Source organism: Stagnimonas sp. FW305-C-60 (assembly GCF_058782965.1).
Genome location: NZ_JBYSYF010000003.1, coordinates 22,472 through 47,262 on the forward strand (window position 1 = coordinate 22,472; position 24,791 = coordinate 47,262).

Annotated in this window: 25 protein-coding genes and 1 tRNA gene; 19 read left to right on the forward strand and 7 right to left on the reverse strand. The window is 67.7% G+C overall.

Going from position 1 to position 24,791, the window contains the following annotated elements; genetic code table 11:
• Positions 1-57: 57 nt before the first annotated feature.
• The 3 genes from AC3WT6_RS12120 to cysB form a co-directional block, all read right to left on the reverse strand.
• Entirely contained in the window at positions 58-516 is a 459-nt protein-coding gene (locus AC3WT6_RS12120; RefSeq protein ID WP_492653860.1) for a DUF934 domain-containing protein, read from the reverse strand.
• Positions 513-2,174 (reverse strand): nitrite/sulfite reductase, encoded by a 1,662-nt coding sequence (locus AC3WT6_RS12125; protein WP_492653861.1) that lies wholly within the window; start codon positions 2,172-2,174, stop codon positions 513-515. Before AC3WT6_RS12125 ends, AC3WT6_RS12120 begins: the two co-directional genes overlap by 4 nt.
• Positions 2,175-2,269: 95 nt before the next feature.
• A complete protein-coding gene (gene cysB / locus AC3WT6_RS12130) occupies positions 2,270-3,250 on the reverse strand; it encodes an HTH-type transcriptional regulator CysB (protein WP_492653862.1) in 981 nt (326 codons plus the stop codon).
• 109 nt (positions 3,251-3,359) lie between these two features.
• On the opposite strand from cysB, the gene AC3WT6_RS12135 reads away from it, so the two are divergent.
• Positions 3,360-4,151: a sulfite exporter TauE/SafE family protein gene (locus tag AC3WT6_RS12135; RefSeq protein WP_492653863.1), complete on the forward strand. Its 792-nt coding sequence runs from the start codon at positions 3,360-3,362 to the stop codon at positions 4,149-4,151.
• Between the two features lie 9 nt (positions 4,152-4,160).
• On the forward strand, positions 4,161-5,582 hold the full coding sequence (gene cysG / locus AC3WT6_RS12140; protein WP_492653864.1) for a siroheme synthase CysG: 1,422 nt from the start codon (positions 4,161-4,163) through the stop codon (positions 5,580-5,582).
• Here the strand turns inward: cysG and AC3WT6_RS12145 are convergent.
• Complete coding sequence (locus tag AC3WT6_RS12145) at positions 5,579-6,040, reverse strand: DNA polymerase III subunit chi (RefSeq protein WP_492653865.1); 462 nt, start codon at positions 6,038-6,040, stop codon at positions 5,579-5,581. The genes cysG and AC3WT6_RS12145 overlap by 4 nt on opposite strands.
• Before the next feature lie 21 nt (positions 6,041-6,061).
• The gene (locus AC3WT6_RS12150) at positions 6,062-7,576 is read right to left on the reverse strand and encodes a leucyl aminopeptidase (protein ID WP_492653866.1); all 1,515 of its coding nucleotides are present in this window, start codon (positions 7,574-7,576) and stop codon (positions 6,062-6,064) included.
• 203 nt (positions 7,577-7,779) lie between these two features.
• On the opposite strand from AC3WT6_RS12150, the gene lptG reads away from it, so the two are divergent.
• On the forward strand, positions 7,780-8,844 hold the full coding sequence (gene lptG / locus AC3WT6_RS12155; RefSeq protein WP_492653867.1) for an LPS export ABC transporter permease LptG: 1,065 nt from the start codon (positions 7,780-7,782) through the stop codon (positions 8,842-8,844).
• Positions 8,845-8,850: 6 nt separating this feature from the next.
• On the opposite strand, the gene AC3WT6_RS12160 is transcribed toward lptG, so the two are convergent.
• Complete coding sequence (locus tag AC3WT6_RS12160) at positions 8,851-9,357, reverse strand: RDD family protein (RefSeq protein WP_492653868.1); 507 nt, start codon at positions 9,355-9,357, stop codon at positions 8,851-8,853.
• A 175-nt stretch (positions 9,358-9,532) separates the two neighbouring features.
• Between AC3WT6_RS12160 and AC3WT6_RS12165 the strand changes: the two genes are divergently transcribed.
• The 11 genes from AC3WT6_RS12165 to AC3WT6_RS12215 all read left to right on the forward strand — a co-directional run bounded on the left by AC3WT6_RS12165 (position 9,533) and on the right by AC3WT6_RS12215 (position 18,306).
• A tRNA-Glu gene (locus AC3WT6_RS12165) sits at positions 9,533-9,608 on the forward strand.
• 75 nt (positions 9,609-9,683) lie between these two features.
• Entirely contained in the window at positions 9,684-10,988 is a 1,305-nt protein-coding gene (gene pcnB / locus AC3WT6_RS12170; protein WP_492653869.1) for a polynucleotide adenylyltransferase PcnB, read from the forward strand.
• Complete coding sequence (gene folK / locus AC3WT6_RS12175; protein ID WP_492653870.1) at positions 10,981-11,460, forward strand: 2-amino-4-hydroxy-6-hydroxymethyldihydropteridine diphosphokinase; 480 nt, start codon at positions 10,981-10,983, stop codon at positions 11,458-11,460. Before pcnB ends, folK begins: the two co-directional genes overlap by 8 nt.
• Positions 11,451-12,098, forward strand: coding sequence for a deoxynucleoside kinase (locus AC3WT6_RS12180; RefSeq protein ID WP_492653871.1), 648 nt, complete (start codon positions 11,451-11,453; stop codon positions 12,096-12,098). Before folK ends, AC3WT6_RS12180 begins: the two co-directional genes overlap by 10 nt.
• Positions 12,099-12,160: 62 nt before the next feature.
• Positions 12,161-13,024: a 3-methyl-2-oxobutanoate hydroxymethyltransferase gene (panB, locus tag AC3WT6_RS12185; protein ID WP_492653872.1), complete on the forward strand. Its 864-nt coding sequence runs from the start codon at positions 12,161-12,163 to the stop codon at positions 13,022-13,024.
• Positions 13,021-13,866 carry a pantoate--beta-alanine ligase gene (gene panC / locus AC3WT6_RS12190; RefSeq protein WP_492653873.1) on the forward strand — a complete coding sequence of 282 codons (846 nt, stop codon included), beginning with the start codon at positions 13,021-13,023 and terminating at the stop codon, positions 13,864-13,866. The genes panB and panC overlap by 4 nt, the downstream gene beginning before the upstream one ends.
• A gap of 200 nt (positions 13,867-14,066) precedes the next feature.
• Positions 14,067-14,450: an aspartate 1-decarboxylase gene (gene panD / locus AC3WT6_RS12195; protein WP_492653874.1), complete on the forward strand. Its 384-nt coding sequence runs from the start codon at positions 14,067-14,069 to the stop codon at positions 14,448-14,450.
• A 138-nt stretch (positions 14,451-14,588) separates the two neighbouring features.
• Positions 14,589-15,212: a TIGR02466 family protein gene (locus tag AC3WT6_RS12200; protein ID WP_492653875.1), complete on the forward strand. Its 624-nt coding sequence runs from the start codon at positions 14,589-14,591 to the stop codon at positions 15,210-15,212.
• A gap of 67 nt (positions 15,213-15,279) precedes the next feature.
• Entirely contained in the window at positions 15,280-16,908 is a 1,629-nt protein-coding gene (gene pgi, locus AC3WT6_RS12205) for a glucose-6-phosphate isomerase (protein WP_492653876.1), read from the forward strand.
• An 82-nt stretch (positions 16,909-16,990) separates the two neighbouring features.
• Positions 16,991-17,368 (forward strand): PA2779 family protein, encoded by a 378-nt coding sequence (locus AC3WT6_RS12210; protein ID WP_492653877.1) that lies wholly within the window; start codon positions 16,991-16,993, stop codon positions 17,366-17,368.
• Positions 17,368-18,306, forward strand: a complete 939-nt coding sequence (locus tag AC3WT6_RS12215) for a PA2778 family cysteine peptidase (protein WP_492653878.1) — start codon at positions 17,368-17,370, stop codon at positions 18,304-18,306. Before AC3WT6_RS12210 ends, AC3WT6_RS12215 begins: the two co-directional genes overlap by 1 nt.
• A 7-nt stretch (positions 18,307-18,313) precedes the next feature.
• Here the strand turns inward: AC3WT6_RS12215 and queG are convergent, their stop codons facing one another.
• Positions 18,314-19,378 (reverse strand): tRNA epoxyqueuosine(34) reductase QueG, encoded by a 1,065-nt coding sequence (queG, locus tag AC3WT6_RS12220; RefSeq protein ID WP_492653879.1) that lies wholly within the window; start codon positions 19,376-19,378, stop codon positions 18,314-18,316.
• Between queG and AC3WT6_RS12225 the strand changes: the two genes are divergently transcribed.
• The 5 genes from AC3WT6_RS12225 to mutL all read left to right on the forward strand — a co-directional run bounded on the left by AC3WT6_RS12225 (position 19,377) and on the right by mutL (position 24,775).
• A complete protein-coding gene (locus AC3WT6_RS12225; RefSeq protein WP_492653880.1) occupies positions 19,377-20,870 on the forward strand; it encodes an NAD(P)H-hydrate dehydratase in 1,494 nt (497 codons plus the stop codon). The genes queG and AC3WT6_RS12225 overlap by 2 nt on opposite strands.
• Positions 20,867-21,361 (forward strand): tRNA (adenosine(37)-N6)-threonylcarbamoyltransferase complex ATPase subunit type 1 TsaE, encoded by a 495-nt coding sequence (gene tsaE / locus AC3WT6_RS12230; protein WP_492653881.1) that lies wholly within the window; start codon positions 20,867-20,869, stop codon positions 21,359-21,361. Before AC3WT6_RS12225 ends, tsaE begins: the two co-directional genes overlap by 4 nt.
• Positions 21,362-21,460: 99 nt before the next feature.
• On the forward strand, positions 21,461-22,768 hold the full coding sequence (locus AC3WT6_RS12235) for an N-acetylmuramoyl-L-alanine amidase (RefSeq protein WP_492653882.1): 1,308 nt from the start codon (positions 21,461-21,463) through the stop codon (positions 22,766-22,768).
• A gap of 67 nt (positions 22,769-22,835) precedes the next feature.
• Positions 22,836-22,961 carry a hypothetical protein gene (locus AC3WT6_RS12240; RefSeq protein ID WP_492653883.1) on the forward strand — a complete coding sequence of 42 codons (126 nt, stop codon included), beginning with the start codon at positions 22,836-22,838 and terminating at the stop codon, positions 22,959-22,961.
• Positions 22,958-24,775: a DNA mismatch repair endonuclease MutL gene (gene mutL / locus AC3WT6_RS12245; protein ID WP_492653884.1), complete on the forward strand. Its 1,818-nt coding sequence runs from the start codon at positions 22,958-22,960 to the stop codon at positions 24,773-24,775. The genes AC3WT6_RS12240 and mutL overlap by 4 nt, the downstream gene beginning before the upstream one ends.
• Positions 24,776-24,791: the final 16 nt, after the last annotated feature.

The following is a 24,791-nucleotide window of genomic DNA, read 5'->3' on the forward strand; positions in this document are numbered from 1 at the left end:
CGACTTGCGATCAATATCTCAAGCAGATCGCAGGCTGAATTTCCAGAATCGCCCCGATCAGGTGAAAGAGGGATAGCGCCGCTGTGCAGTCATGGACGGCTGGCGAAGCACACTGGCACAGATTTCGGCATCTTGGTCGGCGCGTAGCTGAAATTCCGTGAAGCCGCAGCTGCGGAGCATGGCCAATTGGTCATGAACGACAGCCTGACCGCGGGCCCGCAGTTGGCCGTGATAACCCCGGCGCCGGATCAGAAAGCTGGCCTGGGAGTAGGCACGGCCATCGGCGAATGCCGGGAATTCCAGCGCCAGCAGCGGAAACCGCAATATCGCATCGGGCAGGGCCAACACATCCGCGGTATTTGGCAATAGCAGGCCGGCGGGGGCGGTCTCCGGAATCTCGGCTAGGCGGGCCAGGGGTACCAGGACCGGCTGATCGGCGGGGATGGCCAGTTCAGCTGCCAGCTCGGGGTAGCGGTCTACAAGCCGCTGACCGTTGCGGTCCAGAAGAATGCTCATGCGGCCTCCGCGTACAGCCGGGCCTTGAATGGGGTCATTCCTACCCGGCGATAGCAGGCCAGGAACCCCTCTTCCACACTCAGGCGCTGCTGCAAGTAGGTCTCAACCAGGTTCTGGACGGCGTCGGCGATATGGGCGCGCTCCACCGAGGGGCCGGTTCGGTCGCCGAGGGAGGCGTCGTTGCCGGAACTGCCACCCAAAGTGATCTGGTACCACTCCTCGCCCTTCTTATCGACGCCCAGAATGCCGATGTGGCCGACGCTGTGATGGCCGCAGCCGTTCATGCAGCCGGACATGTTGAGCTTGATCGGGCCGATATCGTGCTGATAGTCGAGGCTGTCGAAGCGGTCGAAGATCTCCTCGGCGACGGCGATCGAGCTGGCATTCGACAGTGAGCAGAAATCCAGGCCGGGGCAGCAGATCACGTCGGTGAGCAGGCCGATATTGGGGGTCGCCAGGCCCAGGCGGCTCAATTGTTGCCAGAGCGGGTAGAGATCTTTCTGCTGGACATCGGTGAACACCAGGTTCTGGTCGTGGGTAGCGCGCAGTTCGCCAAAGGCATAGCGCTCGGCAAGCTCGGCGACGGCCTCCATCTGTTCCGCGCTGAGGTCACCTGGGGCCACGCCGCGGGCCTTGAGCGACAGGAACACCAGCTTGTAGCCGGGAACCCGGTGATCCTTGAGATTGCGCCGGGTCCAGGCGGCAAAGGCGGAATCCTCGGACAGGTGTTGGGCGTAACTGACATCTTCGGCGGCGGCCGGGTCCAGCTGGAACTGACTGAACTGAGCCTTCATGCGTTCCAGGTCGCCGGCCTTGAGCTTGAGCGGGCCGTCCTTGATGGTGGCCCACTCGGCCTCCACCTTTTCGGCAAAGGCGGGCAGGCCCATTTCCTTGACCAGGATCTTGATCCGGGCCTTGTACATGTTGTCGCGTCGGCCCAGCAGGTTGTAGATGCGCAGGATCGCTTCGCAATAGCTGAGCAGGTCGGCCTCCGGCAGGAAGTCGCGAATCTTCACGCCAATGATCGGCGTGCGCCCCAGGCCGCCGCCGACATAGACCTCGTAACCCAGTTCGCCAGCGTCGTTGCGGACGATGTGGATGCCAATGTCATGCACGCGGGTAGCGGCGCGGTCCTTGGTCGAGGACGAGAAGGCAAGCTTGAACTTGCGCGGCAGCCAGTTGAATTCCGGGTGGAAGGTCGCCCACTGGCGGGTCAGCTCGCAGTAGGGGCGGGGGTCCACCAGTTCATCGGCGGCGGCGCCGGCGAAAGGATCGCTGGTGATGTTGCGGATGCAGTTGCCGGAGGTCTGGATCGCGTGCATCTGCACGGTCGCGAGATCGGCCAGGATGTCTGGCACCTCTTCCAGCTTCGGCCAATTGAACTGGATGTTCTGGCGCGTGGTGAAGTGGCCGTAGCCTTTGTCGTATTTGCGGGCGATGTGCGCCAGCATCCGCAGTTGCGGCGAGGACAAGAGGCCATAGGGAATGCTGATCCGCAGCATCGGCGCGAAGCGCTGGATGTAGAGACCATTGCGCAGGCGCAGGTGGCGGAATTCGTCGGCCGACAGGGAGCCATCAAGATAGCGCCGGGTCTGGTCGCGGAATTCGGCGACGCGGGCGTCAACCAATTGTTGATCGTGTTGGTCGTAGCGATACATCTTTTAGTTGCTCCGGCCGCCGGGCCGTAGAGTCGGCGGGCGCGAAGGGTAGCAATTCAGAGCGGGCATATCGATAGACGGCTTTGTTTAGTGGCCTAAAGCGTCTGCTCGACCCTGACCCGTCTGGTCACCTCGGCTTGGCGCTGGTCGGGGTCGGCGATGGCGGCTATCTCGTCCACCAGTTCACGTTTCAGATGCGGCGCGAAAGTGGTGATGAAGTCATACATGTAGCCGCGCAGGAACAGGCTGCGACGGAAGCCGATATGGGTGGTACTGGCCTCGAACAGGTGATCGGCATCGAGCTTGACCAGATCGGTATCGATGCGGGCGTCCCAGGCCATGTTGGCGACGATGCCGATGCCCAGGCCGGAACGCACATAGGTCTTGATCACATCGGCGTCGACCGCGGTGAGCACCACATTGGGCTTCAGGCCATGGGCGGCAAAGGCCTGGTCCAGCTTGGAGCGGCCGGTGAAGCCGAAGGTGTAGGTGATGATCGGATGTTCGGACAGCTGTTTGAGCGTGGGCCGTTTCACCTTGGACAGTGGATGGCTGGGCGGCACCAGTACGCAGCGGTTCCAGTGGTAGCAGGGCAGCATTACCAGCTGGTCGAAGTGGTGGATTGCCTCGGTGGCTATCGCGAAGTCGGCCTCGCCCTCGGCGGCCATCTTGGCGATCTGCGGTGGCGAGCCCTGATGGATGTGCAGCGACACTTTTGGATACTGCTTGCGGAAGGCCTGGATCACCCGCGGCAGCGCATAGCGGGCCTGGGTGTGGGTAGTGGCGATGGTCAGCTCGCCCTCGTCGGCCTGACGGAATTCGCGGGCGACATTGCGGATGTTGTCGGCTTCCGACAGCAGTTTCTCGGCATAGTCGAGGATGCGCCTGCCAGCTGGGGTAACTTCGGCTAGATGCTTGCCGTTGCGGACGAAGATATCCACGCCCAACTCATCCTCCAGCAGTTTTATCTGCTTGGAGACGCCGGGCTGGCTGGTATGCAGGGCTTCGGCGGCGGCGGTGACATTGAGTCCGCGCTTGGCTACTTCCAGCACATAGTGAAGCTGTCTAATCTTCATGATGAACTTTTCTGAAATACCATTTTAAGTATAAGCAATTCCAGACGGCGGTTGTTCCCTGCCTGCGTCCGGGCTGCTACGGTACGCGGCCTTTTACTGGTGGGGTGGCATGGACGGACTGGGTTTTTCTCTGGCAGGCCTGCTGGTCGGCACCGCGGTGGGTGCCACCGGTGTCGGCGGCGGTTCGCTGATGACTCCGATCCTGATCCTGTTCTATGGCATCAGTCCGGCGGTGGCGGTCGGCACCGACCTGCTTTACGCCTCGATCAGCAAGGCCTGGGGGGTGAGCCTGCATCAGCGCCGCGGAACCCTGGACTGGCACATCGTCGGGCGCCTGGCCCTGGGCAGCGTCCCGGCCTCGCTGCTAGCCCTGCTGGGCCTGCAAGCGATCGGCTCCAGCCCGGAGCTGGATCGCATCATCAAGCTGACGCTGGCCGTGGCGGTGATGCTGACCGCCAGCTTCACCCTGTTGCAGGACCTGCTCCTGCGCCGCCTGCGTGCTCCTACCACCTTCAACGCCTTTGTCGCCCGTCATCAATGGACCGGCACCGTGCTTTCCGGTGCTCTGATCGGCGCGGTGGTCACCGTGTCCTCGGTTGGCGCCGGCGTGATCGGCATGATGTTGCTGATGCTGCTCTACCCGCGGCAGGAGCCGATCCGGCTAGTCGCCGTTGATCTTGCCCATGCGGTGATCATCACCGGCATCGCCGGGCTCGGCCACGCGCGTCTCGGCACGGTGGACTGGCAGATGTTGATTGGCCTACTGATGGGCGCTATTCCGGGTGTCTGGATCGGCAGCCGCATTGGTTTTCGGCTGGACGCGCGCAATCTCAAACGCGCGATCTCAGTGCTGTTGATCGTGGTGGGCGCCATGACGCTCGGCAAAGCCCTGGCGGGCTAGGGGGCGACGATGAGCGAGGGTAGTCCCTGGTTCCCGGTCAGCCTGCGCCTTGCCGGTGCGCGGGTACTGATCGTCGGCGGTGGCGAGGTAGCCGCCCGCAAGCTGCGACTGCTGCAGCGGGCCTCGCCTCGGCTAGAGCTGGTGGCCAGAGAGCTTAACCCGGAGCTGGCGGCGCTCAAGGAGCAGGGTGGCTTTCGCTATCTGGGCAGCGAGTTTGATCCGGCGCAGTTGCCGGGCTGCCGCCTGGTGATCGCCGCCACCGACGACGCCGCCTTCAACCGCCAGGTGGCCGCTGCCGCCGACGCGGCCGGTGTGCCGGTGAACGTGGTCGATGACCCCGCGCCGTCCAGTTTCATCACCCCGGCCATCGTCGACCGGGCGCCGATCAGCATCGCCATCGCCACCGGCGGTGCCGCGCCGGTGCTGGCACGGCGGCTGCGCGAGCGCATCGAAACCCTGTTGCCCGCCGGTTACGGGCGTATTGCCCAGTTCATGGAGCAGCGGCGGCCGCGGGTTAAGGCGCTGCCGCTGCTGCAGCGGCGCAATCTCTGGGAGCGCTTTCTCGATGGCGCCGGGCCGGAGCGCCTGCTTTCAGGCCAGCTCGACGCCGCGGAAGCGCTGTTCTCGGAGCTGCTGACGGCGGCACCCGGCGTGGCGACCGGTGAGGTCTATCTGGTCGGCGCCGGGCCGGGCGATCCCGATCTGCTCACCTTCCGCGCCCTGCGCCTGATGCAGCAGGCCGATGTGGTGCTGCACGACCGCCTGGTGGCGCCGGCAATCCTTGATCTGGTGCGCCGCGATGCCGAGCGCATCTTCGTCGGCAAGCGCCGCAACCAGCACACCGTGCCGCAGGACGAGATCAATGCCGAGCTGGTGCGGCTGGCCCGGCAGGGCAAGCGTGTGCTGCGGCTCAAGGGCGGCGATCCCTTCATCTTTGGGCGTGGTGGCGAGGAAATCGCCGAGCTGGCGGCCCACGGCGTTCCCTTCCAGGTGGTGCCAGGGGTGACCGCCGCCGCCGGCTGCGCCGCCTACGCCGGCATTCCACTCACCCATCGCGACTATGCCCAGGCCTGCGTCTTCGTTACCGGCCATGCCCGCGCCGACGGCGAGCTGCGCCTGCATTGGGATCAGCTGGCGCGACCCGGTCAGACCGTGGTGTTCTACATGGGGGTGACGACGCTGCCGCGCATCTGCGCCGAGCTGATCGCTCACGGCCTGCCGGCCAACTGGCCAGCCGCCCTGGTCGAGGACGGCACCCAGCCCAGCCAGCGGGTGCTCACCGGCACGCTCGCCGATCTGCCGGCCAAGGTGGCGGCGCTGGCACCCAGCGGCGCCTCGCTACTGATCGTCGGTGAGGTAGTGCGACTGCGCGAGCAGCTGGACTGGTTCCGGGCGGGCAGCCCCGGGGGCGGCGCCGAGGACTTGCCCTAGGCCTTCTGTTTCCAGCCGCCCTCGGCGGTCTGCTCGAAACTGCGCAACTCGTAACCGCGCTCGCGGTAGAACTTGAAGCGCTCGCGGCAGCGCTCGCGGCTTTCGGCATCGCCCGGCACGATCTCCAGCACACGTTCAAAGCGGCTGAAATAGGCGGGCACTTGGGCGCAGAGCGTCAGCAGGATGTCCTGCCAGCCCTCCGGCGGTTCGCGCTCGCCGATCAGCACCTGCGGCAGCGGCTCCACCGGTGCCGAGTGCAGATAGCGCTCGTGCGCCAGGAAGCTGCCCTGGCGCTGGGTCCAGAGCAGATCGCCGAGCGCGTCCAGGCGGGCCGGATCGCTGGCGGTGACGTAGAGCCGGTGCCCGGCCGCCGCCGCCTTGTCGCAGAGGCGCACCGCCGCCGACAGCGGATCGCTGCCGCCCTGCTCGGGCAGGATGTAGAAATCGACTCGCGTCATGGCGGTGGGGGCGCGGCTAACTTATTCCTCTTTCGCTGCGTAATTCAGCAGGTACTGAGTGAGCAGCGGCACCGGCCGGCCGGTGCCCTTCTTGCCCAGCCAGGCGGTGCCGGCGATGTCGAGGTGCGCCCACTTCATCTTCTTGGTGAACTTGTGCAGGAAGGTGGCGCCGATGATCGCGCCGCCGCCCTCGCCCTTGGTGGCGATGTTGGCAATGTCGGCGAACTCGCTCTTGATGTTCTCCTCGTACTCTGGCCACAACGGCAGCTCCCAGACGCGGTCGCCGATCTGCTCGCCGGCGTTGAGCAGGGCGCGGGCGAGGCCCGGCGTGTTGCTGAACAGGCCGGAGGGGAACTGGCCCAGGGCCATCACGCAGGCGCCGGTGAGGGTGGCCATGTCGATGCACACCGCCGGGTCGAAGCTGCGCTCGGTGTAGGTCAGTGCGTCGCAGAGGATCAGCCGGCCCTCGGCGTCGGTGTTGAGCACCTCGATGGTGATGCCGGCCATGCTGGTGACGATGTCGCCGGGCTTGCTGGCATGGCCATCGGGCAGGTTTTCGGAGGCGGCAACCACCGCCACCACGTTGATCGGCAGCTTCAGCAGGCTCAGGGCCTTGAAGGTGCCGAACACCGAGGCGCCGCCGCACATGTCGAACTTCATTTCGTCCATCTTCGCGCCCGGCTTCAGGCTGATGCCGCCGGCGTCGAAGGTGAGGCCCTTGCCGACCAGGGCCACCGGCTTCTCGCCGGCCGGACCCTGGCGGTATTCCATGATGATCAGCTTGGCCGGCTGGCGCGAGCCGCGGCTCACCGACAGCAGCGAGCCCATGCCCAGCTTCTCCATGTCGGCTTCTTCGAGGATGCGGGTGCTGATCAGGCCGCCCGACTCCGCCGCCAGCTTCAGGCCGGTCTCGGCCAGGTAGCTGGGGGTGCAGACATTGCCTGGCAGGTTGCCGAGATCCTTGGCCAGGGCCACGCCCTTGGCGATCGCCAGGGCCTCGGCCAGGCCCTTCTCGCCGGAGGGCAGGTCGGAGCGGCGCGGCACGTCGAAGGTCAGCCGTTCCAGCTTGTAAGCCGGCAGTGCCTCGCGAGCCTGGGCGCCCTTCATGGCGTCGAAGCGGTAGTAGGCGTCCTCGGTGACCAGGGTGGCCTGCTGCACGTTCCAGTGGAAATCGCGGCCCTTGACCTCCAGGTGGGTCAGATAGCTGACCGCGTCGATGGCGCCGGTGGCGCTGCGCAGGGCGCGGGCGGCGGCGACATTGGCCTTGCGGAACGCGGTTTCGTCGAAGTCGCGCTGCTTGCCCAGGCCCACCAGCAGCACGCGGTCGGCGAATACGCCGGGAATGTTGTGCAGCACCAGGGTGGAGCCGAGTTTTCCGTCCATATCGCCGCGGCGCATGATCCCGCCGATCAGGCCATCGGCGGCCTTGTCGATCACCTCGGCGGGGTCGGAAGGCGTGCGACGGTCATAAATGCCGACGATCACGCAGGCGACGCGCTGTTTCTCGGGATTGCCGCTTTTGACGAAGTATTCCATGGTCGGAAAATAGTGAATCGGTCAGGGGTTGGAGGCGGGCGCCCGTCGAAAATGGGAATTCAGCGGCCAAAATGGCGATGCGCGCCGGAAATCGCGGGTTTCCTGAATTTTACTGCCGCCGAGACGGTACGGATAGCAGGTCGCGCCCCTGGCCCCGATTCGGCGATGATGGCCGCCCCGTAAGGATTTTTTGCCGCCCGCCCATGCCGCGCCTGCTGACCCTGCATATCGTCCGCCACGTGCTGGGCACCACCGCCGTGGTGGCGCTGGCCATGCTGGCCATCTACAGCTTCATCAGCCTAGTGACCGAGGCCGACGAGACCGGCAAGGGCGGCTTTGGCGTGGTGCAGTTGTTGCAGACCACCCTGCTGCAACTGCCCACCGGCCTGGCGTTGCAGATGCCCATCATCGCCATGATCGGTGCCCTGATGGGGCTGGGCATCCTCTCCGGGCAGGGCGAGTTGACCGCCATGCGGGCCGCTGGTTTCTCGGTCGCCAAGATCGCGGTGGCGACGCTGCTGGCAGGCGCGCTCCTAGGGGGCGTCGGCTGGCTGGTCAGCGAGGTGCTGGCGCCGGCTGGCGAACGGGCGGCCGATGTGGTCAAGGCCAGGGCGCGCGGTTTTGAGTCCGATGGCGGCAAGGCGGTCTGGCTGCGCGATGGCGACCAAGTGCTGCGTATCCGTAGTCTGCTGGCGGAAGACCGCGCCGAAGGTGTTGAGATCTATCGTCTGGGCCCGGACTTCCGCCTCAGTCAGGTGCTGGCTGCCGACAGCGCCGAATACCGCGATGGCCGCTGGCTGCTGTCGGGGGTGCGCGAGACCCGGCTGCTCGAAGGCGGCCGGGCGGAAACCTCGCGCCAGCCCAGCAGCGAGTGGCGCGGCGCGGTCACGCCGAATGTGCTGAAGCTCTATGTGCTGGAGGCGCAGGCGATCTCGGTGGGCGGTCTGCGCCGGCTCATCGGCTATCTCGACGAAAACCGGCTCGACGCCCAGCAGTACCGCCTGCAACTCTGGCGCAAGCTGATCGAACCGCTGACGGTGATGGCCATGGCGCTGTTCGCGGTGCCCTTTGCTTTTGGTGGCCTGCGCGACAGCGGCGCCGGCCAGCGCCTGTTGATCGGCATCCTGCTGGGGGTGGGCTTCTATGTGGTCAACCGGGTGAGCCTGAGTCTGGGGCAGATCTACGGCTGGCCGCCGTTGCTGGCGGCCGGCACCCCGACCCTGGCCTGGGCGCTGCTCGGCTGCTGGCGGATCAGCCGGCTGCGCTGAACCACCTTAGGCTGCCAGTCTGGTGACTGGCTTGGGCAGCTCCACCACCTCGGTGCCGGCGATCAGGTCGTTGAAAGCCTGGCCGCGGCTGGATAGCAGGCAGGGCAGGTAACCGAGCAGCGCGGCGCCATAGGCCGGCGGGCCAAACTGCTTGCCCAGCCAGAGTCCGGCCAGTACCGGCACCAGGCCGGCGGCGAAGCGCAGGATGGCGACTGGCCAGCGCAGCGGCGCACCGTCCAGGCGCCGTACCTGCAGGCGCCATACGCGCATGCCCAGGGTCTGGCCGCCGCGGGTCCAGGACCAGCCGAAGAAGCCGGCGCCGACCAAAAATCCATAGGCCTGCAGGATCACGTAGTTGTGCAGCGGCGTGCGGGCATCGTCTGCCACCACGAAGGCGACGAAGGGGATGGCGAGCACCAGGCCGGCCATCAACAGCGCCACATACAGCAGGCCGTCGTAGCTCAGCGCCACCAGCCGGCGCCACAGCGGCGCTGGCAATACCAGGTCAGTCATCGGAACAGGCTCGCATCAAGAACTTTGAGGGTATTGTCACCCAAGACCCTGCGCGGCCCCAGCGGTGGGGCCGGTGTGCCTGGGCTTTCTGCCGCCAGGCTGATTCAAGCCGGGCAAACCAAACTCGCGAAAACCGGTAGCTGATTGGCGTCGCCGCCGCTACAATGCGCGCCTTGCTCCTATCGTCTAGAGGCCTAGGACGGAGCCCTCTCAAGGCTTAAACCCGGGTTCGAATCCCGGTAGGAGCGCCAGATTTTGCTGTTTCTGGTCCCCAAAAAGGTTTGCTCCGGCAAACCTTTTTCGTTTACCACCCTGGTCGATCCCGTTTGGAACCCCGCCGCATTCCTCGCGAAGACCACCCGGTCTCGCGCAAGCTCATCTCCCCCGCCGCACTGAAGGTGCTGTATGGCCTGCGCGACGCCGGCCACGAGGCCCATCTGGTGGGGGGGGCGGTGCGCGACATCCTGGCCGGCATCGAGCCCAAGGATTTCGACATCGCCACCAGCGCGCATCCGGAAGAGATGCGCCGGGTGTTCCGCAACGCCCGCCTGATCGGCCGCCGCTTTGTGATCGCCCATGTCCGCTTCGGCGACGAGATCATCGAGGTGACGACCTTTCGCGGCGCGATCACCGACAGTCACGAGCGCGACGAGACCGGCCGCATCCTGTCGGACAATCAGTACGGCAATCTGGAGTCCGACGCCTTCCGCCGCGACTTCACCATCAACGCCCTTTATTACGACATCCGCGACTACTCGGTGGTCGACTATGTTGGCGGCGCCGAGGATGTGCAGGACCGCGTGCTGCGGCTGATCGGCGACCCCGAGCTGCGCTACCGCGAAGACCCGGTGCGCATGCTGCGGGCGGTGCGCATCAGCAGCAAACTGGATTTCGAGATCGAGCCCAATACCGCCGAGCCGATCCATCGCCTGGCGCCGCTGTTGCGAGAGATTCCGCCGGCGCGCCTGTTCGACGAGATCATCAAGCTGTTGATGAGCCGCGAGGCGGTGGCCAATTTCCGCGGCCTGCGCGCCTACGGTCTGTACGGCCAGATGTTCCCGGACGCCGAGGCGACCTTGCAGCGGTATCCGGCGATGGCCGGCTTCGTCGAGCGCGCACTGGCCAATACCGCCGCGCGCATCGAGGCCGACATGCCGGTGACGCCGGCCTTTCTCTATGCCGCGCTGCTCTGGCCGGTGGTGGCCGAGCGCTTCGTGCAGCTGCAGTCCGAGCAGGGGCATCACCCCAATGCTGCCTTGGCGCAGGCCTCCAACGAGGCGATTGCCCGCGCCTGCCAGCAGGTGACCATCCCCAAGCGCTTCTCCATGCCCATGCAGGAGATCTGGGAGCTGCAGCCGCGCTTCGACCAGCTGCAGGGCAACAAGCCCAAGCGCCTGCTGGCGCATCCTCGCTTCCGCGCCGCCTACGACTTCCTGGTGTTGCGCGCCGAGACCGGCGATGCCGATCCGCAGATCGCTCGCTGGTGGACCGCGGCGCAATCCGGGGCGGTGTTGCCGGAACAGCCGGATGACGGGGAGGACAACGCCCCGGAAGTAGCTGGCGCTGCCCCGGCCAAGAAGCGTCGCCGCCGCAGCGGTCGCCGCCGCGGTGGCGCACCGGCGGATGCTTAAGGCCTACGTCGCGCTGGGGGCCAACCTCGGCGAGCCGGCCTTGCAGATCGAATCCGCCCTGAATCGCCTGGCCCAGTTGCCGCAGACGCGGCTCCTGGCGCGCTCGCGCCTGTACCGCAGCGCGCCGCTGGGGCCAGCCGGGCAGCCCGACTACTGCAATGCGGTGGCGGCGCTGGATACCGGCCTGGGTCCTCATGAGCTGCTGGACCAGTTGCAGGCCATCGAGCGGGACGCCGGCCGCGTGCGCGGCGAGCGCTGGGGCGCGCGTAGTCTCGATCTCGATCTGCTGCTGCACGGCGACAGCCGGATCAACGACGAGCGACTGAAGTTGCCGCATCCCGAACTCGCAAACCGGGTGTTTGTCCTGCAACCCCTGGCCGAGATCGCGCCGACACTGGAGCTGCCAGGCCATGGCCCGATCGGTGCCCGCCTGGCCGCGCTGCCGGCCTGGGAGATCGCGCCTTGGGCCTGAGTCCGCGCCTGCCCTACCTGGTGGTGGAAGGGCCGATCGGCGCCGGCAAGACCACGCTGGCGCGTCGCCTGGCCGCCGACACCGGCGCCCGCCTGCTGCTGGAAAAGCCGGAGGACAATCCCTTCCTGCCGCGCTTCTACCGCGATCCGGTCGGCGGTGCCTTGCCGGCGCAGCTGGGCTTCCTGCTGCAACGCGCCGGGCAGGTCGAGACTTTTCAGCAGGGCGATCTGTTCGACCGTCATTGGGTCGCCGACTTCCTGTTCGACAAGGACCGCCTGTTCGCCGAGCTGACCCTGTCGCCGGCCGATCTGGCGCTCTACGAAACCCTGTTCCAGCGCCTGGCCTGGGATGTCCCCGCGCCGGATGCGGTGATCTACCTCACCGGCCCTATCGAAACCCTGCTGGAGCGCATCGCCCGTCGCGGTCGCGACTACGAGGCAGGCATCGACGCCCGCTATCTGGAAGACCTGAGCGCCCGCTACGCCCGCTTTTTTGGCCGCTATCAGGCCGCGCCGGTGATCGAGGTCGACGTCTCCCAGGTGGATCTGGTGGCCCAGCCGGAGCTCTATCAGGAGCTGCTCGCGGTACTGGCACGACCGCGCGGTTACACGCGTCTGCGCCAGGCCGAGCTGCTCTGAGGGCTGGCCGCGGCCCGTTTGTTATAGTCCGCGCCCGCTTTTCCCGGGCCTGAACGCCGCGCATGGAAACCATCAAACCGCTGCACGTTGCCGAGCTGCGCAAGATGCGCGAGGCCGGCGAGAAGATCGCCTGTCTGACCGCCTACGACGCCAGCTTCGCCCTGCTCGAAGACCGCGCCGGCGTCGATGTGGTGCTGATCGGCGACTCCCTGGGCATGGTCATCCACGGCGGCAACACCACCACGCCGGTGACCGTGGATGACATCGTCTACCACTCGCGCGCGGTGGCGCCGCATCTGAAACGCGCCTTCCTGATCGCCGACCTGCCGTTTTTGAGCTATGCCACGCTTGACCGCGCGCTCGACTCCAGCCAGCGGCTGATGCAGCAGGGCGGCGCCAAGATGGTGAAGCTGGAAGGCGGCCGCGAGCAGGCCTCGATCGTCGAATACCTGTCGGTGCGCGGCGTGCCGGTCTGCGCCCACCTGGGCCTGCAACCGCAATTCATCCACAAGATGGGCGCCTTCAAGGTGCAGGGCCGCGAGGACGCCGCCGCCGAAGCCATGCTGCACGATGCCAAGGTGCTGGCCGAGGCCGGTGCCGACTTGCTGCTGCTGGAATGCATCCCGGCCGGGCTGGGCGCGCGCATCACCGCCGAGTCGCCGGTCCCGGTGATCGGCATCGGTGCCGGTGCCGGGGTCGATGGTCAGATCCTGGTCTTGCAGGATCTGCTTGGCATCTCGCCGCAGGTCACCCTGGGGCGCACCCCGCGCTTCGTGAAGAACTACATGCCGGGTGCCGTCGCCCGTGGCGAGAAGGGTGGGTTGATCGAGGCCGCCATCGCCGCCTATGTGCGCGAGGTGAAGTCCGGCGCCTATCCGGCGCCCGAGCACTGCTTCGACCTGCCGACCGTGGGGTCGAAGGCATGATCACCATCCACACAGTGGCCGAGCTGCGCCGCCAGTGCCATGAGTGGCGGCAGGCTGGCGAGGCGATTGCCTTCGTGCCGACCATGGGCAATCTGCACGCCGGGCACATCGAGCTGGTGCGCCAGGGCCGGCAGCGGGCGCAGCGCGTGGTGGCCAGCGTGTTCGTGAACCCCTTGCAGTTCGGCCCCAACGAGGACTACGGCCAGTATCCGCGCAGCCTGCCGGCGGATACCGAAAAGCTCACCGCCGCTGGTTGCGACCTGCTGTTCGCGCCCAGCGTCGAAGAGGTGTATCCGCAGGGTGTAGGGCACAGCACCGTGCAGGTGCACGGCGTCACCGAGATGCTGGAGGGCGAGTTCCGCCCCGGCCATTTCGAGGGCGTGGCGACCGTGGTCTGCATCCTGTTCAACCTGGTGCAGCCGGATCTGGCCTTGTTCGGGCAGAAGGACTACCAGCAGCTGGCGGTGATCCGGCAGCTGGTCGCCGATCTCTGCCTGCCGATCGAGGTGCTGGGCGTGCCCACGCTGCGGGATGTGGATGGCTTGGCGCTGTCTTCCCGCAACCAGTATCTGAGCGCCGAGGAGCGGGGCAGGGCGGCGACCGTCCATCAGGTTCTGCAAGCGATGGCCGAGGGCCTGCGGCAGGGGCGTAGGGATTATCTAGCGCTGCAGTCCGAAGCCGCCGGCAGCCTGCAACGTGCCGGCTTTCGCCCGCAATATGTCGCTATTCGGCGGCCGAACCTCCAGTTGCCAACCGAAACCGATGCCGCCTGGGTGCTGTTGGTGGCGGCCTATCTGGGCCGTACCCGTCTGATCGACAACCTGACGGTGGCCTCCGGCTGACCAACGAGGTTTGAACGAAGTCACATTTGTTCTAAACTAATTTCCAATCCGTGACGGAAGCGTCACGAATACCTCGCGACGGCAACGTCACGAACCGGGCGTATGTCTTAGTGGGCCGCCCGCTTGCTTGAATAACGTTACAGCGAAGGCGCATGTCTTAGTGGGCCGCCGACGCTGACCCCGGCAAGAGGAAGCCAGCCATGCGTCTAACCATGCTCAAGTGCAAGCTGCACGCTGTCCGCGTCACCCACTCCGAACTCGACTATGACGGCTCCTGCGCCATCGACGGCAAGTTGCTGGATCTCGCCGGCATCCTGGAGTTCGAGCAGATCCAGATCTACAACGTCAGCAATGGCGAGCGCTTCACCACCTATGCCATCCGCGCCGAGGAAGGCTCCGGCATCATCTCGGTGAACGGTGCCGCCGCCCACAAGGCGCGGGTCGGCGACAAGGCGATCATCGCCATCTATGCCGACATGGACGAAGCGCAGGCCCGCAGCTACAAGCCGCGGCTGATCTACTGCAACGACCAGAACGGAGTCGCCCGCACCGCCAACACCATTCCGGTGCAGATGGCAGCCTGAGGCCCCGCGCCGCGTAGCAGCGCGCAAGCCGAAGGCTGCCCGGCTTGAGGTCCCGTGCCGTGTAGCCTGTTGGCCTCGGCGAGCCACTGAACCTTCTTTACAACGCCCGCTCACCAGCGGGCGTTTTCTTATCCGCCCATGGCCAATATCAAAAGCTGGTTCCCGACCCTGATCCACCACGCGCCGCTGCTGCGTCAGGGTGCCGCCCGTTACAACGCCGAACTGCTGCGCGAGATCGCTCAGCTGCGCGAGTTTGACCGCGCCGGCCAGCAGTGGTCGGCAAAGAACTATCCGGGCGGCTACACCAGCTATGGCTCGATGGACCGTCTGCACCAGTTCTCGTCCAGCTTCATGGACCTGGAGCGGCGCATCGATCGCCAGGTGCGCAGCTACGCCAAGGCCCTGGCCTGGGAACTGGGAGGCGGACGGCTGGCGATGACCGACTGCTGGGTGAACGTCATGCCCAAGGGCTGTGCCCACAGTTTTCACCTGCATCCACAGGCGGTCATCAGCGGCACCTACTACGTGAAGACGCCGCGCGGCTGCCCAGGACTCAAGTTCGAGGACCCGCGTCTGTCGCGGCTCATGGCCGCGCCGATGCGCCGCGCCGACGCCGATCCGGCGCAGCAGCCGCACATCAGCGTTCCGGCCCAGGCCGGTCAGCTGATCCTGTTCGAAAGCTGGCTGCGCCATGAGGTGCCGGCCAACCCGGTATCGGCCGAGCGGGTGAGCATCAGCTTCAACTATCACTGGATGCAGTGACTTCCGGCGCTGGCAGCGCCTCGCGTAAGCTCGCGACAGATCAATAACTGTCTGGAAGTCATCAGGGATGTCCGTACTCACCGCAAGCGCCGCCTGGCGTGCGCTTCAGGCTCATGCGCAGGCCATCGATCAGGTGTCTCTTAACGAGCTGTTTGCTCTGGACCCTGGCCGTGCGCAGCGCCTGACGGCCGAGTTTTCTGGCCTGTATCTGGATTATTCCAAGCAGCGCCTGAGCGGCGAGACCATCGAGTTGCTGCTGCAACTGGCTGCCCAGCAGGACATGGAAGGCTGGATCGCCCGCCTGTTCGCCGGCGATGCGGTCAATCACACCGAGGGTCGCGCGGCCTTTCACATGGCGCTGCGGGCACCGCGCGAGGCAGCAATGGCGATTGCCGGACGCGACGTCATGCCCGAAGTCTGCGCCGTGCGTGACCGCATGCGCGCCTTCGCCGAGGCGGTGCGAGGCGGTGCATGGACCGGTGCGAGCGGCGAGCGCATCCGCGATGTGGTCAACATCGGCATCGGTGGCTCCGAGTTGGGTCCGCGCATGGTCTGCGAGGCACTGGCGCCGTTCGCAGACGGGCCGCGGGTGCACTTCGTCGCCAATGTCGACGGTGCCCAGCTGCACGCCGTGCTGGCCCGGGTGCGGCCGGAGACCACGCTGTTCGTGGTTGCCAGCAAGACCTTTGGCACCCAGGAGACCATGGCCAATGCCTGCGCCGCCCGCGAGTGGCTGGCGCAGGCCCTGGGCGAGGCGGCCATTCCCAGTCATTTCGTGGCGGTCTCCACCAATGCCGACGCGGTGCAGCGTTTCGGCATCGCCGCCGACCACATGTTTGGCTTCTGGGACTGGGTGGGCGGCCGCTACTCGCTGTGGAGTGCGGTGGGGCTGTCGATACTGCTGGCTCTGGGCCCGGACTGCTTCGACGCCCTGCTGGCCGGCGCCCACGCCATGGACGAGCACTTCCGCAGCGCGCCGCTGGCGCAGAACCTGCCGGTGCTGCTGGGCCTGATCGCGGTCTGGAATACCAACTTCCTCGGCAGCGGCGACCAGGTGATCGCGCCCTACGCGCAGCGGCTCGACAAATTCGTCGCCTGGCTGCAGCAGCTGGAGATGGAGAGCAACGGCAAGAGCGTCAACCGCGCCGGCGAGCCGGTGGACTGCGCCACCACGCCGGCACTCTGGGGCGATGTCGGCACCAACAGCCAGCACGCCTACTTCCAGATGCTCCATCAGGGCAGTGCTGTGCATCCGGTGGATTTCATCCTGGTGCGGCAGGCCGACCATCCCTACGCCGGCCTCAACCGCTTGCTGCTGGCCAATGGGCTGGCGCAGTCGGCGGCGCTGATGCAGGGCAAGAGTGCCGACGAGGTGCGCGCCGAGCTGGTCGCCAGGGGCTTGCAGGGCGAGGCCCTGGAGGCGGCGATCCCGCATCGGGTGTTTGCCGGCAACCGGCCCTCCAATACCCTGCTGCTGCCACGACTGGACGCCTACCACTTGGGCGCGCTGCTGGCGCTCTACGAGCATCGCAGCTTCGTGATGAGCGTGATCTGGGAGATCAATCCCTTTGACCAATGGGGGGTGGAGCTGGGCAAGCAGCTGGCCGGGCGCATCCTGCAGGTCATGGACGGCGAGGCGGTGGCGGGCGATGCCAGCACGGCCGCCTTGCTGGCCCGCCTGGGCTATTCCGGCTAAGCGCTTCAGGTCGGATTCATGCGGCCGGGGCGAGTATGCGAAAGGCTGCCGGTCCGGCAGCCCGTCTTTCCAGGAGTGGCCAATGAAAAACTTTAAATCTCCCCTTGCCGTGGTGTTGAGCGCGGGTTTGATCCTGCTGGGTACGCCCGGCTTTTCGCAGGCAGCGATGATCGGCACCGAACGTCTGGCCGCGCAGTCGCAGCGCGCCGAGACCGAGGCCCGCCTGCAAACCTTGTTGTCCCGCGAGGACGTGCAGCAGCAGCTGACCGCCTGGGGCGTGGACCCGGTGCAGGCCAAGAGCCGCGCGGCGGCGATGAGCGATGAGGAAATCCAGCGGGTCGCCGCCACCTTGGGCCAGCAGCCGGCCGGCGGCGACGTGTTCGTCGTGATCGGCTTGGTGTTCGTAGTGCTGCTGATTTTGGAACTGGTCGGCGTCACCAACGTCTTCACCCGCATCTGATGCCCGGCCTGCGCCCGCTCTGGCTGGCGCTGAGTCTGGCTCTGGCCGGCTGTGCCGCGCTGCCACCGGCTCCGGCCGGCGACGCGGTGCAGCTGGCCGGAGTGCCGGCCTACGCGCAGGAGGCCCTGCAATGCGGGCCGGCGGCGCTGGCCAGTGCGCTCCAGGCCTCCGGGGTCGAGGCCAGTCCGGAGTCGCTGAAAGAGGCCTTGTTCATTCCCGCGCGTGGCGGCTCCCTGCAAGTGGAGCTGCTAGCGCAAACCCGGCAGCGCGGGCGACTGCCGCTGTTGCTGGCCGGCGAGGAGGAGGCGCTGATCGCCGCGCTGCGCGATGGCGAGCCGCCGCTGGTGCTGCTCAATCTCGGCGTGCGCAGCTATCCGGTTTGGCACTACGCGGTGCTGGTTGGCTACGACCCCGAGCAGGGCTATCTGCTCAACGACGGCAAGGCCGAGCCCAGCCGCTATACCCGGCGCAGTTTCCTGCGGCGCTGGGATTGGGCCGGCCGCTGGGCGCTGCTGGTCAGCCGGCCGGAGCGGATACCCACGCCGGCGCGCCCGGCCGACTGGATCGCCGCCGCCGCACCCCTGGAGCGCAGCGCGCCGGTGCTGGCCGCGACCGCCTACCGTGTCGCGGCGCAGCGCTGGCCCGAGCAGGCACTGGTACAGGCGGCGCTGGGTGCCGAGCGCTACTCCGCCGGCGATCTGCAAGCGTCGGTGCAGGCGCTGAGGAAGGCGTTGGTGCTGGCGCCCGACAACGCCGCCTATGCCAACAACCTGGCGAGCGTGGAGTGGGCGCGCGGTTGCGCGACGGCGGCGCGCGCGGTGCTGTCGAAGTTTGATCTCTCCGCTCTGCCGCCGGCGCTGGCCGCCAGCCTGAGCCAGACCGTCGTGGAAATCTCGGAGGAGCCGACCGCACGCTGCCCTGATCCAGTCGCACCTTAAAGCGGTTTTAGCCCGCGCCCTGCCGCTCCAGCGCCCAGCGCACGTGTTCGCGCACCGCCTCATCAGGGTGCTCGGCGCGCGTCTGCAAGGCGGCGAGCACCCCGGCGTCGCGCGGCGCATTGCCCAGGCCGATGGCGAGATTGCGCAGCCAGCGGGCGTGATCAAGCCGGCGCAGGGCCATGCCCTCGGTGTTGCGCAGCCAGGTCGTCTCGTCCCAGCCGAACAGCTCCACCAGCTTGGCGGTATCAAGGCCGTGGCGTGGCGCGAAATCAGCCTCGGCGGTGGGCTGGGCGTAGCGGTTCCAGGGGCAGACCAGTTGGCAGTCGTCGCAACCGAACACCCGGTTGCCGATCGCTGCGCGCAGCTCCAGCGGAAAGGCGCCGCGGTGCTCGATGGTCAGGTAGCTGATGCACTTGCGTGCATCCAGCCGGTAGGGCGCGATGAAGGCCTTGGTGGGGCAGACGTCCAGACAGGCCGTGCAGCTGCCGCAGTGGTTGCCGCTCAGTGCCTGCTCGCTCGCCGCGAGCGGCAGGTCGGTATAGATCTCGCCGAGAAAGAACCAGGAGCCAGCCTTGCGGTTGAGCAGCAGGGTGTTCTTGCCGATCCAGCCCAGCCGGGCATTGCGCGCCAGTGCCTTTTCCAGCGCCGGAGCGGAATCGGTGAGCACCCGGTAGCCGTGCGGTCCCACTTCCTGTTCCAGCCGCGAGCCGAGCTTGAGCAGCCGGCCGCGCATCAGCTTGTGGTAGTCGCGGCCCAGGGCGTAGCGGGAGATGTAGGCGCGCTCGCCGTCGTCGAGCACCGCCTGTGCGGCTTCCGCCTGCGGCCGGTAGTCCAGGCGCAGGCTGATCACCGACAGGGTGCCGGGGCGCAGGCCCTCGGGGCGCACGCGCTTTTCGAGATCGCGGCCCATGAACGCCATCTGGCCGTGCAGGCCCTCGTCCAGCCAGCGTTGCAGGTGCTCGCGGTCGGCGTCCAGGCTCAGTTCGGCGATGCCGGCGTCGGCGAAACCCAGTTCCCGCGCCCAGGCCTTGATGCGCTGCGGTAGTTCGTAGAATGGCGGCATGGAAGACATGGCGCGCGCAGTGTATTCGGCCCGGCAATCGCGGTCGCTGGACGAGCGTGCCCAGCAGCAGCTGGGCGTCCCCGGCTACACGCTGATGCAGCGCGCCGGCGCGGCCTGCTGGGAGGAGCTCAAGAGAATGTCCGGCGGTGCGCCGCCGGACTGCCTGCAGGTGGTCTGCGGCAGCGGCAACAACGGCGGCGATGGCTATGTGCTGGCGCGGCTGGCGCTGGTCGCCGGCTGGCCGCTGCGGGTCTGGCAGGTGGGCGCCGCGCCCAGCCGTGGCGATGCGGTACAGGCCCTGGCCGACTGGCATCGGGCCGGCGGCCGCGAGCAGCCCTGGTGCGCCGACGCCCTCGTGGCTGGTGGCGGCCGGCTGGTGCTGATCGCCGATGCGATCTTTGGCACCGGCCTGTCGCGGCCGGTCGAGGGTGACGCGGCCGAGGCGATCGCCGCGATCAACGCCGCCGGCAAGGCCGGTGCGCGGGTGCTGGCGGTCGATGTTCCCAGCGGCCTCGACGCCGACCGCGGCCAGCCGCTGGGTCTGGCAGTGCGGGCGCAGCGCACGCTGAGCTTCATCGGCCACAAGGCGGGTGGCTTCCTCGGTGCCGGGCCGGACTACTGCGGCGTCTTGCGGCTGGACCGATTGGACCTGCCGGACAGTCTGTTTGTCGAGGAGCCGCCGCTGTTCCGCCTGTTAAATGCCAGCGAGTTGCGCGCCGCCCTGCCGCCGCGCCCGCGCGAGGCGCACAAGGGGGCTAACGGACATGCGCTGCTGCTGGGCGGTGATGCCGGCATGGCCGGCGCCGCGCTGATGGCCGGGCGTGCCGCCCTGCGTAGCGGTGCTGGGCTAGTCAGCGTGCTGACCCATCCCGGCCATTCCGGCGCCCTGGTCGCGGCGCAGCCAGAGCTGATGGTGAGCGGCTGGCTGCCCGGCGATGAGCTGCGCGCCAAGCTGGCGGCGGCGAGGGCCGTCGCCCTCGGCCCCGGGCTGGGACAGGGGGCATGGGGCCGCGCGCTCTACTCGGCGGTATCGGGCTGCGAGCTGCCGACGGTGCTGGATGCCGATGCGCTCAATCTGCTGGCCGAGCAGCCACGCCGGCTGCCGGCCAATACGGTGCTGACGCCGCATCCCGGCGAGGCGGCGCGCCTGCTGGCATGCACCACCGCCGCGATCCAGGCCGACCGGCTGGCGGCGGTGCAGGCCCTGCGCGACCGCTACGGCGCGGTGGTGGTGCTCAAGGGCGCCGGCAGTCTGGTCGCCGGCAGCCAGGTCTGGCTCTGCCCCTACGGCAATCCGGGCATGGCGGTGGGGGGCATGGGCGATGCCCTCACCGGGGTGATCCTGGGCCTGCTGGCGCAGGGCCTGGCCGCCGAGGACGCCGCAAGGCTGGGCGTGCTGATACATGCCCTGGCCGGCGATGCCGCCGTCGCCCAAGGTGGTCCGCGTGGCTTGCTGCCTTCTGATCTGATTGCAGAACTGCGGCCGCTGGTGAATCCATGAGCCGTACCCTGAACCGCACCCTGGTACGCGCGCTGCCGGACAGCGCCGCCACCGAGGCCCTGGGTGCGCAACTGGCGCCGCTGCTGCGTCGGCAGCCGGGCGGCATGATCTGGCTGGAAGGCGAACTGGGCGCCGGCAAGACCACCCTGGCGCGCGCCCTGCTGCGCGCGCTGGGCGTGCAGGGCGCGGTGCGCAGCCCCACCTACACACTGGTCGAGCCCTACGAGCTGGAGGGCGGTCTGAGCATCCTGCATCTGGACCTCTACCGCCTGGCCGAACCCGAGGAGCTGTATGGACTGGGCGTGCTCGACGACGCGCCGCCGGCCGCCTGGTGGCTGGTGGAATGGCCGCAGCGCGGGCAGGGCGTGCTGCCGGCGCCGGATCTGTACCTGCGTCTGGCCAGTGACGGCGAGGGCCGCCGCGCCGAACTGGAGCTGCCGGCCGAATGGAGTGCCGCGCTGGAGCCGGGGAAAGGCCAGTCTGCACTTTAAGAAGTTGGCCTTGATGACTGATTTGGATAATAAAAAAGTTGCAAGCCAAATCCGGCGGCGCTATCTTCCGGCCATCTGGGTATTGCGGGAGTCGGGGTGATGCGTGGGCTAACGGCCATGGTTCTGGGTTTGCTGGCGTCGCTTGCGCACGCCAACGAGCTACGTGACCTGCGCCTCTGGGACGGCCCGGAAAGCACCCGCGTGGTCTTCGACCTGGAAGCCCACACCAGCCACAAGTCCTTCACCCTGGAAAATCCCAGCCGCCTAGTGATCGACATCGCCGACGCCAAGCTGGCCGGCTCGGTGCAGCTCGACGGCTTGAGCAAGGGCTTGGTCAAGAGCGTGCGCACCGGACCCCGTGACGGCGGCCTGCGCGTGGTGCTGGACCTCGCCGAGGCGGCCAACCCCAAGAGCTTCGGCCTGGAACCCAATGGCCAGTACGGCTACCGGCTGATCTTTGATCTCTATGGCAGCCAGCCGCAGAACCTGCCGGCGCCTGCGCCGGAGGCGGCGGAGACAGTAGTCGCGGCGGCGCCGCCCGTCGTCGAGCCGACTCCGGCTCCCGCGCCGGCCGCCACGGTCAAGCCCAGTCCGCGCGCGGAACCCCGCCCGGAGCCGGCGCCGCCCAGTGTGCGTCTGGCGCCCGCGCAGAAGCCGATCATCGTCGCTATCGACGCCGGCCACGGCGGCGAAGATCCGGGTGCGCGTGGCCGCAACGGCGTGATCGAGAAGGAAGTCTGCCTGCGCATCGCCCGCAAGCTGGCGCGCATGGTCAACGAAACTCCCGGCTACAAGGCAATACTGACCCGCAATGGCGACTACTACGTCGGCCTGCGTCAGCGTACCGCCATTGCCCGCAAGGCACAGGCCGACCTGTTCGTGTCGATCCATGCCAATTCCCTGCCGGTGGCCAAGAACATCCGCGGCTCGGCGGTGTACGTGCTGAGCCAGCGCGGCGCCACCAGCGAACACGCCAAGATGCTGGCCAGCCTGGAAAACGCCGCCGATCTGGTGGGTGGTGTCGAGATCGCCGGCAAGGACGACGATCTCGCCTCGGTGCTGCTGGACATCTCCCAGACCGCCGTGCGCGAGGCCAGCTTCGACTTCGGCTCGCGGCTCTTGGAGTCCATCGGCCAGTTCAATCCGTTGCAGAAGGCCGAGGTGCAGCAGGCCGGCTTCGCGGTGCTGAAGGCGCCGGACATCCCCTCGGTGCTGGTGGAGACCGCCTTCCTCAGTCACCCAGAGGACGAGCGTCTGCTGGCTGCCTCCGACTACCAGGACAGCATGGCCGCCTCGCTGCTGGCCGGCATCAAGGGCTATTTCTCCGGTTACCGTCCGCAGCAGCAGGTGGTGCAGGCCGAGGCTGGACCGGTGGCGGTGAGTCTGCGGCGCAAAAAGCCGCACTGATCGCGAAACCGGGCTGAACGCGGCGCGCAGGTTATCCTGCGCGCCGTTTTTGTTTTTGCCGACCGCCATGCCGATCCAGTTGCTGCCCGAGGTATTGATCAACCAGATCAAGGCGGGCCCCGTGCAGGCTGGCCTGCACGGCAATGATCAAGCGCTTTTCGACTTCGCCCCGTGGCGGATTGGGCAAAGATGACCAGCATCAAACAGTTGCCAGAAGTCCTGATCAACCAGATCAAGGCAGGCGAAGTCGTCGAGAGGCCGGCGGCGGTGGTCAAGGAGCTGGTCGAGAACGCCCTCGATGCCGGCGCCCGGCGGGTGAACGTGGAGCTGGAGCAGGGTGGCCTAAGGCGCATCCTGGTGCGCGACGACGGTCGCGGCATTCCGCGCGAGGAACTGCCGCTGGCGCTGGCGCGACACGCCACCAGCAAGATCGCCAGCCTCGATGATCTGGAGCGGGTCGCCAGCCTGGGTTTCCGTGGCGAGGCCCTGGCCAGCATCCTGGCGGTGTCCCGCCTGAGCTTGAGCTCGCGCACGGCGACCGAGCCGCACGGCTGGCGGCTGGGCGGCGAGGGCGGTCTCGCCAGTGCCGAGCCGGTGCCGGCGGCGCAGGCGCAGGGCACGGCGGTGGAAGTGCTGGACCTGTTCTTCAGTACGCCGGCGCGGCGCAAGTTCATGAAGAGCCCGGGCACCGAGGCGCGCCACGTCGAGACTGCGCTACGGCGGCTGGCGCTGGCGCGCCCGGACGTCGCCTTCACGCTCAGTCACGACGGCCGGCGGTTGCTGGATGTGGAGCCGGCCGAGGATGCGGCTGCCAGCGAGCGGCGGCTGGCGGCGGTCTGCGGCGCGGAGTTCCTGGCCAATGCCATCTACCGTGAGGCCGAACTCGGCGGCCTGCGGCTGGCCGGCTGGATCGCCCTGCCCAGCTTCTCGCGGGCGCAGCCGGACTTGCAGTTCCTCACCGTCAACGGTCGCGGCGTGCGCGACCGGCTGCTGGGCGCGGCGCTGCGCCGGGCCTATGCCGACGCCCTGCACAGCACCCGCCACCCGGCCTTCGTGCTGGCGCTGACCCTGGACCCGGCGGCGGTCGACGTGAATGTGCATCCGCAGAAGACCGAGGTGCGTTTCCGCGAGGCGGCGCGGGTGCACGACTTCCTGTTCGGACTGGTGCACCGCTGGCTGCGCGAGCTGCGGCCGGAGCCCGAGCACCATCACGGCGTCGGTTTCGGTGGTGTGGCCGTCGAGCCGGCGCGCGAACCGCAGGCCTATGCCTTGCCGCTGAGCACCGCGCCACGCTTGGGTGAGCCGCCCAGCCGCTATTTCGCCGCGCCTGCCGCCGCTGGCGCGCCGACCTGGGCCGGCTTGGCCGCCGTCAGCCGTCTACCCGAGTCGCAAGCCAGCGCCGCGCCGCCGGCGGAACATCCGCTGGGCTACGCCGTGGCGCAGCTGCACGGCATCTTCATCCTCGCCCAGAACGCCCGCGGCCTGATCGTCGTCGACATGCATGCCGCCCACGAACGGGTGCTCTACGAGCGCTACAAGCGCGAGCTGGCCGAGGGCGGCGTGCCCTCGCAGGCGCTGCTGGCGCCGGTGCTGGTGAATCTGCCGGAAGACGAGGCCGAAGCCGCCGAAACCCAGGCCGCGACCCTGCTGGCCGCCGGCCTGCAGGTGGACCGCAGCGGCCCTGGTCAGTTGCTGGTGCGCGCGATTCCGGCGCTGCTGCCGAGCGAGGCGGTGGTGGACCTGCTGCGCCAGGTGCTGGGCCGCAGCAGCGACAGCGGCTCGCACGCCCACCTTGGCGAGGTGCTCGATGCCCAGCACCGGGTGCTGGCGGAGATGGCCTGCAAGGCGGCGATCAAGGCCAACCGGGTGATGAGCATCAGCGAGATGAACGCCCTGCTACGTGACATGGAGCAGACCGAGCTGGCCGGCCAGTGCAACCACGGCCGTCCGACCTGGGTGCAGGTGGAGCTGGCCGAGCTGGACCGGCTGTTCCTGCGTGGGCGCTAGCGCCATGCGCCGCGAG

Bases quoted from the DNA above. Each gene is read 5' to 3' on its own strand.
- AC3WT6_RS12120 (WP_492653860.1), bottom strand. From the start codon at position 516: ATGAGCATTCTTCTGGACCGCAACGGTCAGCGGCTTGTAGACCGCTAC.
- AC3WT6_RS12125 (WP_492653861.1), bottom strand. From the start codon at position 2,174: ATGTATCGCTACGACCAACACGATCAACAATTGGTTGACGCCCGCGTC.
- cysB (WP_492653862.1), bottom strand. From the start codon at position 3,250: ATGAAGATTAGACAGCTTCACTATGTGCTGGAAGTAGCCAAGCGCGGA.
- AC3WT6_RS12135 (WP_492653863.1), top strand. From the start codon at position 3,360: ATGGACGGACTGGGTTTTTCTCTGGCAGGCCTGCTGGTCGGCACCGCG.
- cysG (WP_492653864.1), top strand. From the start codon at position 4,161: ATGAGCGAGGGTAGTCCCTGGTTCCCGGTCAGCCTGCGCCTTGCCGGT.
- AC3WT6_RS12145 (WP_492653865.1), bottom strand. From the start codon at position 6,040: ATGACGCGAGTCGATTTCTACATCCTGCCCGAGCAGGGCGGCAGCGAT.
- AC3WT6_RS12150 (WP_492653866.1), bottom strand. From the start codon at position 7,576: ATGGAATACTTCGTCAAAAGCGGCAATCCCGAGAAACAGCGCGTCGCC.
- lptG (WP_492653867.1), top strand. From the start codon at position 7,780: ATGCCGCGCCTGCTGACCCTGCATATCGTCCGCCACGTGCTGGGCACC.
- AC3WT6_RS12160 (WP_492653868.1), bottom strand. From the start codon at position 9,357: ATGACTGACCTGGTATTGCCAGCGCCGCTGTGGCGCCGGCTGGTGGCG.
- folK (WP_492653870.1), top strand. From the start codon at position 10,981: ATGCTTAAGGCCTACGTCGCGCTGGGGGCCAACCTCGGCGAGCCGGCC.
- panB (WP_492653872.1), top strand. From the start codon at position 12,161: ATGGAAACCATCAAACCGCTGCACGTTGCCGAGCTGCGCAAGATGCGC.
- panC (WP_492653873.1), top strand. From the start codon at position 13,021: ATGATCACCATCCACACAGTGGCCGAGCTGCGCCGCCAGTGCCATGAG.
- panD (WP_492653874.1), top strand. From the start codon at position 14,067: ATGCGTCTAACCATGCTCAAGTGCAAGCTGCACGCTGTCCGCGTCACC.
- AC3WT6_RS12200 (WP_492653875.1), top strand. From the start codon at position 14,589: ATGGCCAATATCAAAAGCTGGTTCCCGACCCTGATCCACCACGCGCCG.
- pgi (WP_492653876.1), top strand. From the start codon at position 15,280: ATGTCCGTACTCACCGCAAGCGCCGCCTGGCGTGCGCTTCAGGCTCAT.
- AC3WT6_RS12210 (WP_492653877.1), top strand. From the start codon at position 16,991: ATGAAAAACTTTAAATCTCCCCTTGCCGTGGTGTTGAGCGCGGGTTTG.
- AC3WT6_RS12215 (WP_492653878.1), top strand. From the start codon at position 17,368: ATGCCCGGCCTGCGCCCGCTCTGGCTGGCGCTGAGTCTGGCTCTGGCC.
- AC3WT6_RS12225 (WP_492653880.1), top strand. From the start codon at position 19,377: ATGGCGCGCGCAGTGTATTCGGCCCGGCAATCGCGGTCGCTGGACGAG.
- queG (WP_492653879.1), bottom strand. From the start codon at position 19,378: ATGTCTTCCATGCCGCCATTCTACGAACTACCGCAGCGCATCAAGGCC.
- tsaE (WP_492653881.1), top strand. From the start codon at position 20,867: ATGAGCCGTACCCTGAACCGCACCCTGGTACGCGCGCTGCCGGACAGC.
- AC3WT6_RS12235 (WP_492653882.1), top strand. From the start codon at position 21,461: ATGCGTGGGCTAACGGCCATGGTTCTGGGTTTGCTGGCGTCGCTTGCG.
- AC3WT6_RS12240 (WP_492653883.1), top strand. From the start codon at position 22,836: ATGCCGATCCAGTTGCTGCCCGAGGTATTGATCAACCAGATCAAGGCG.
- mutL (WP_492653884.1), top strand. From the start codon at position 22,958: ATGACCAGCATCAAACAGTTGCCAGAAGTCCTGATCAACCAGATCAAG.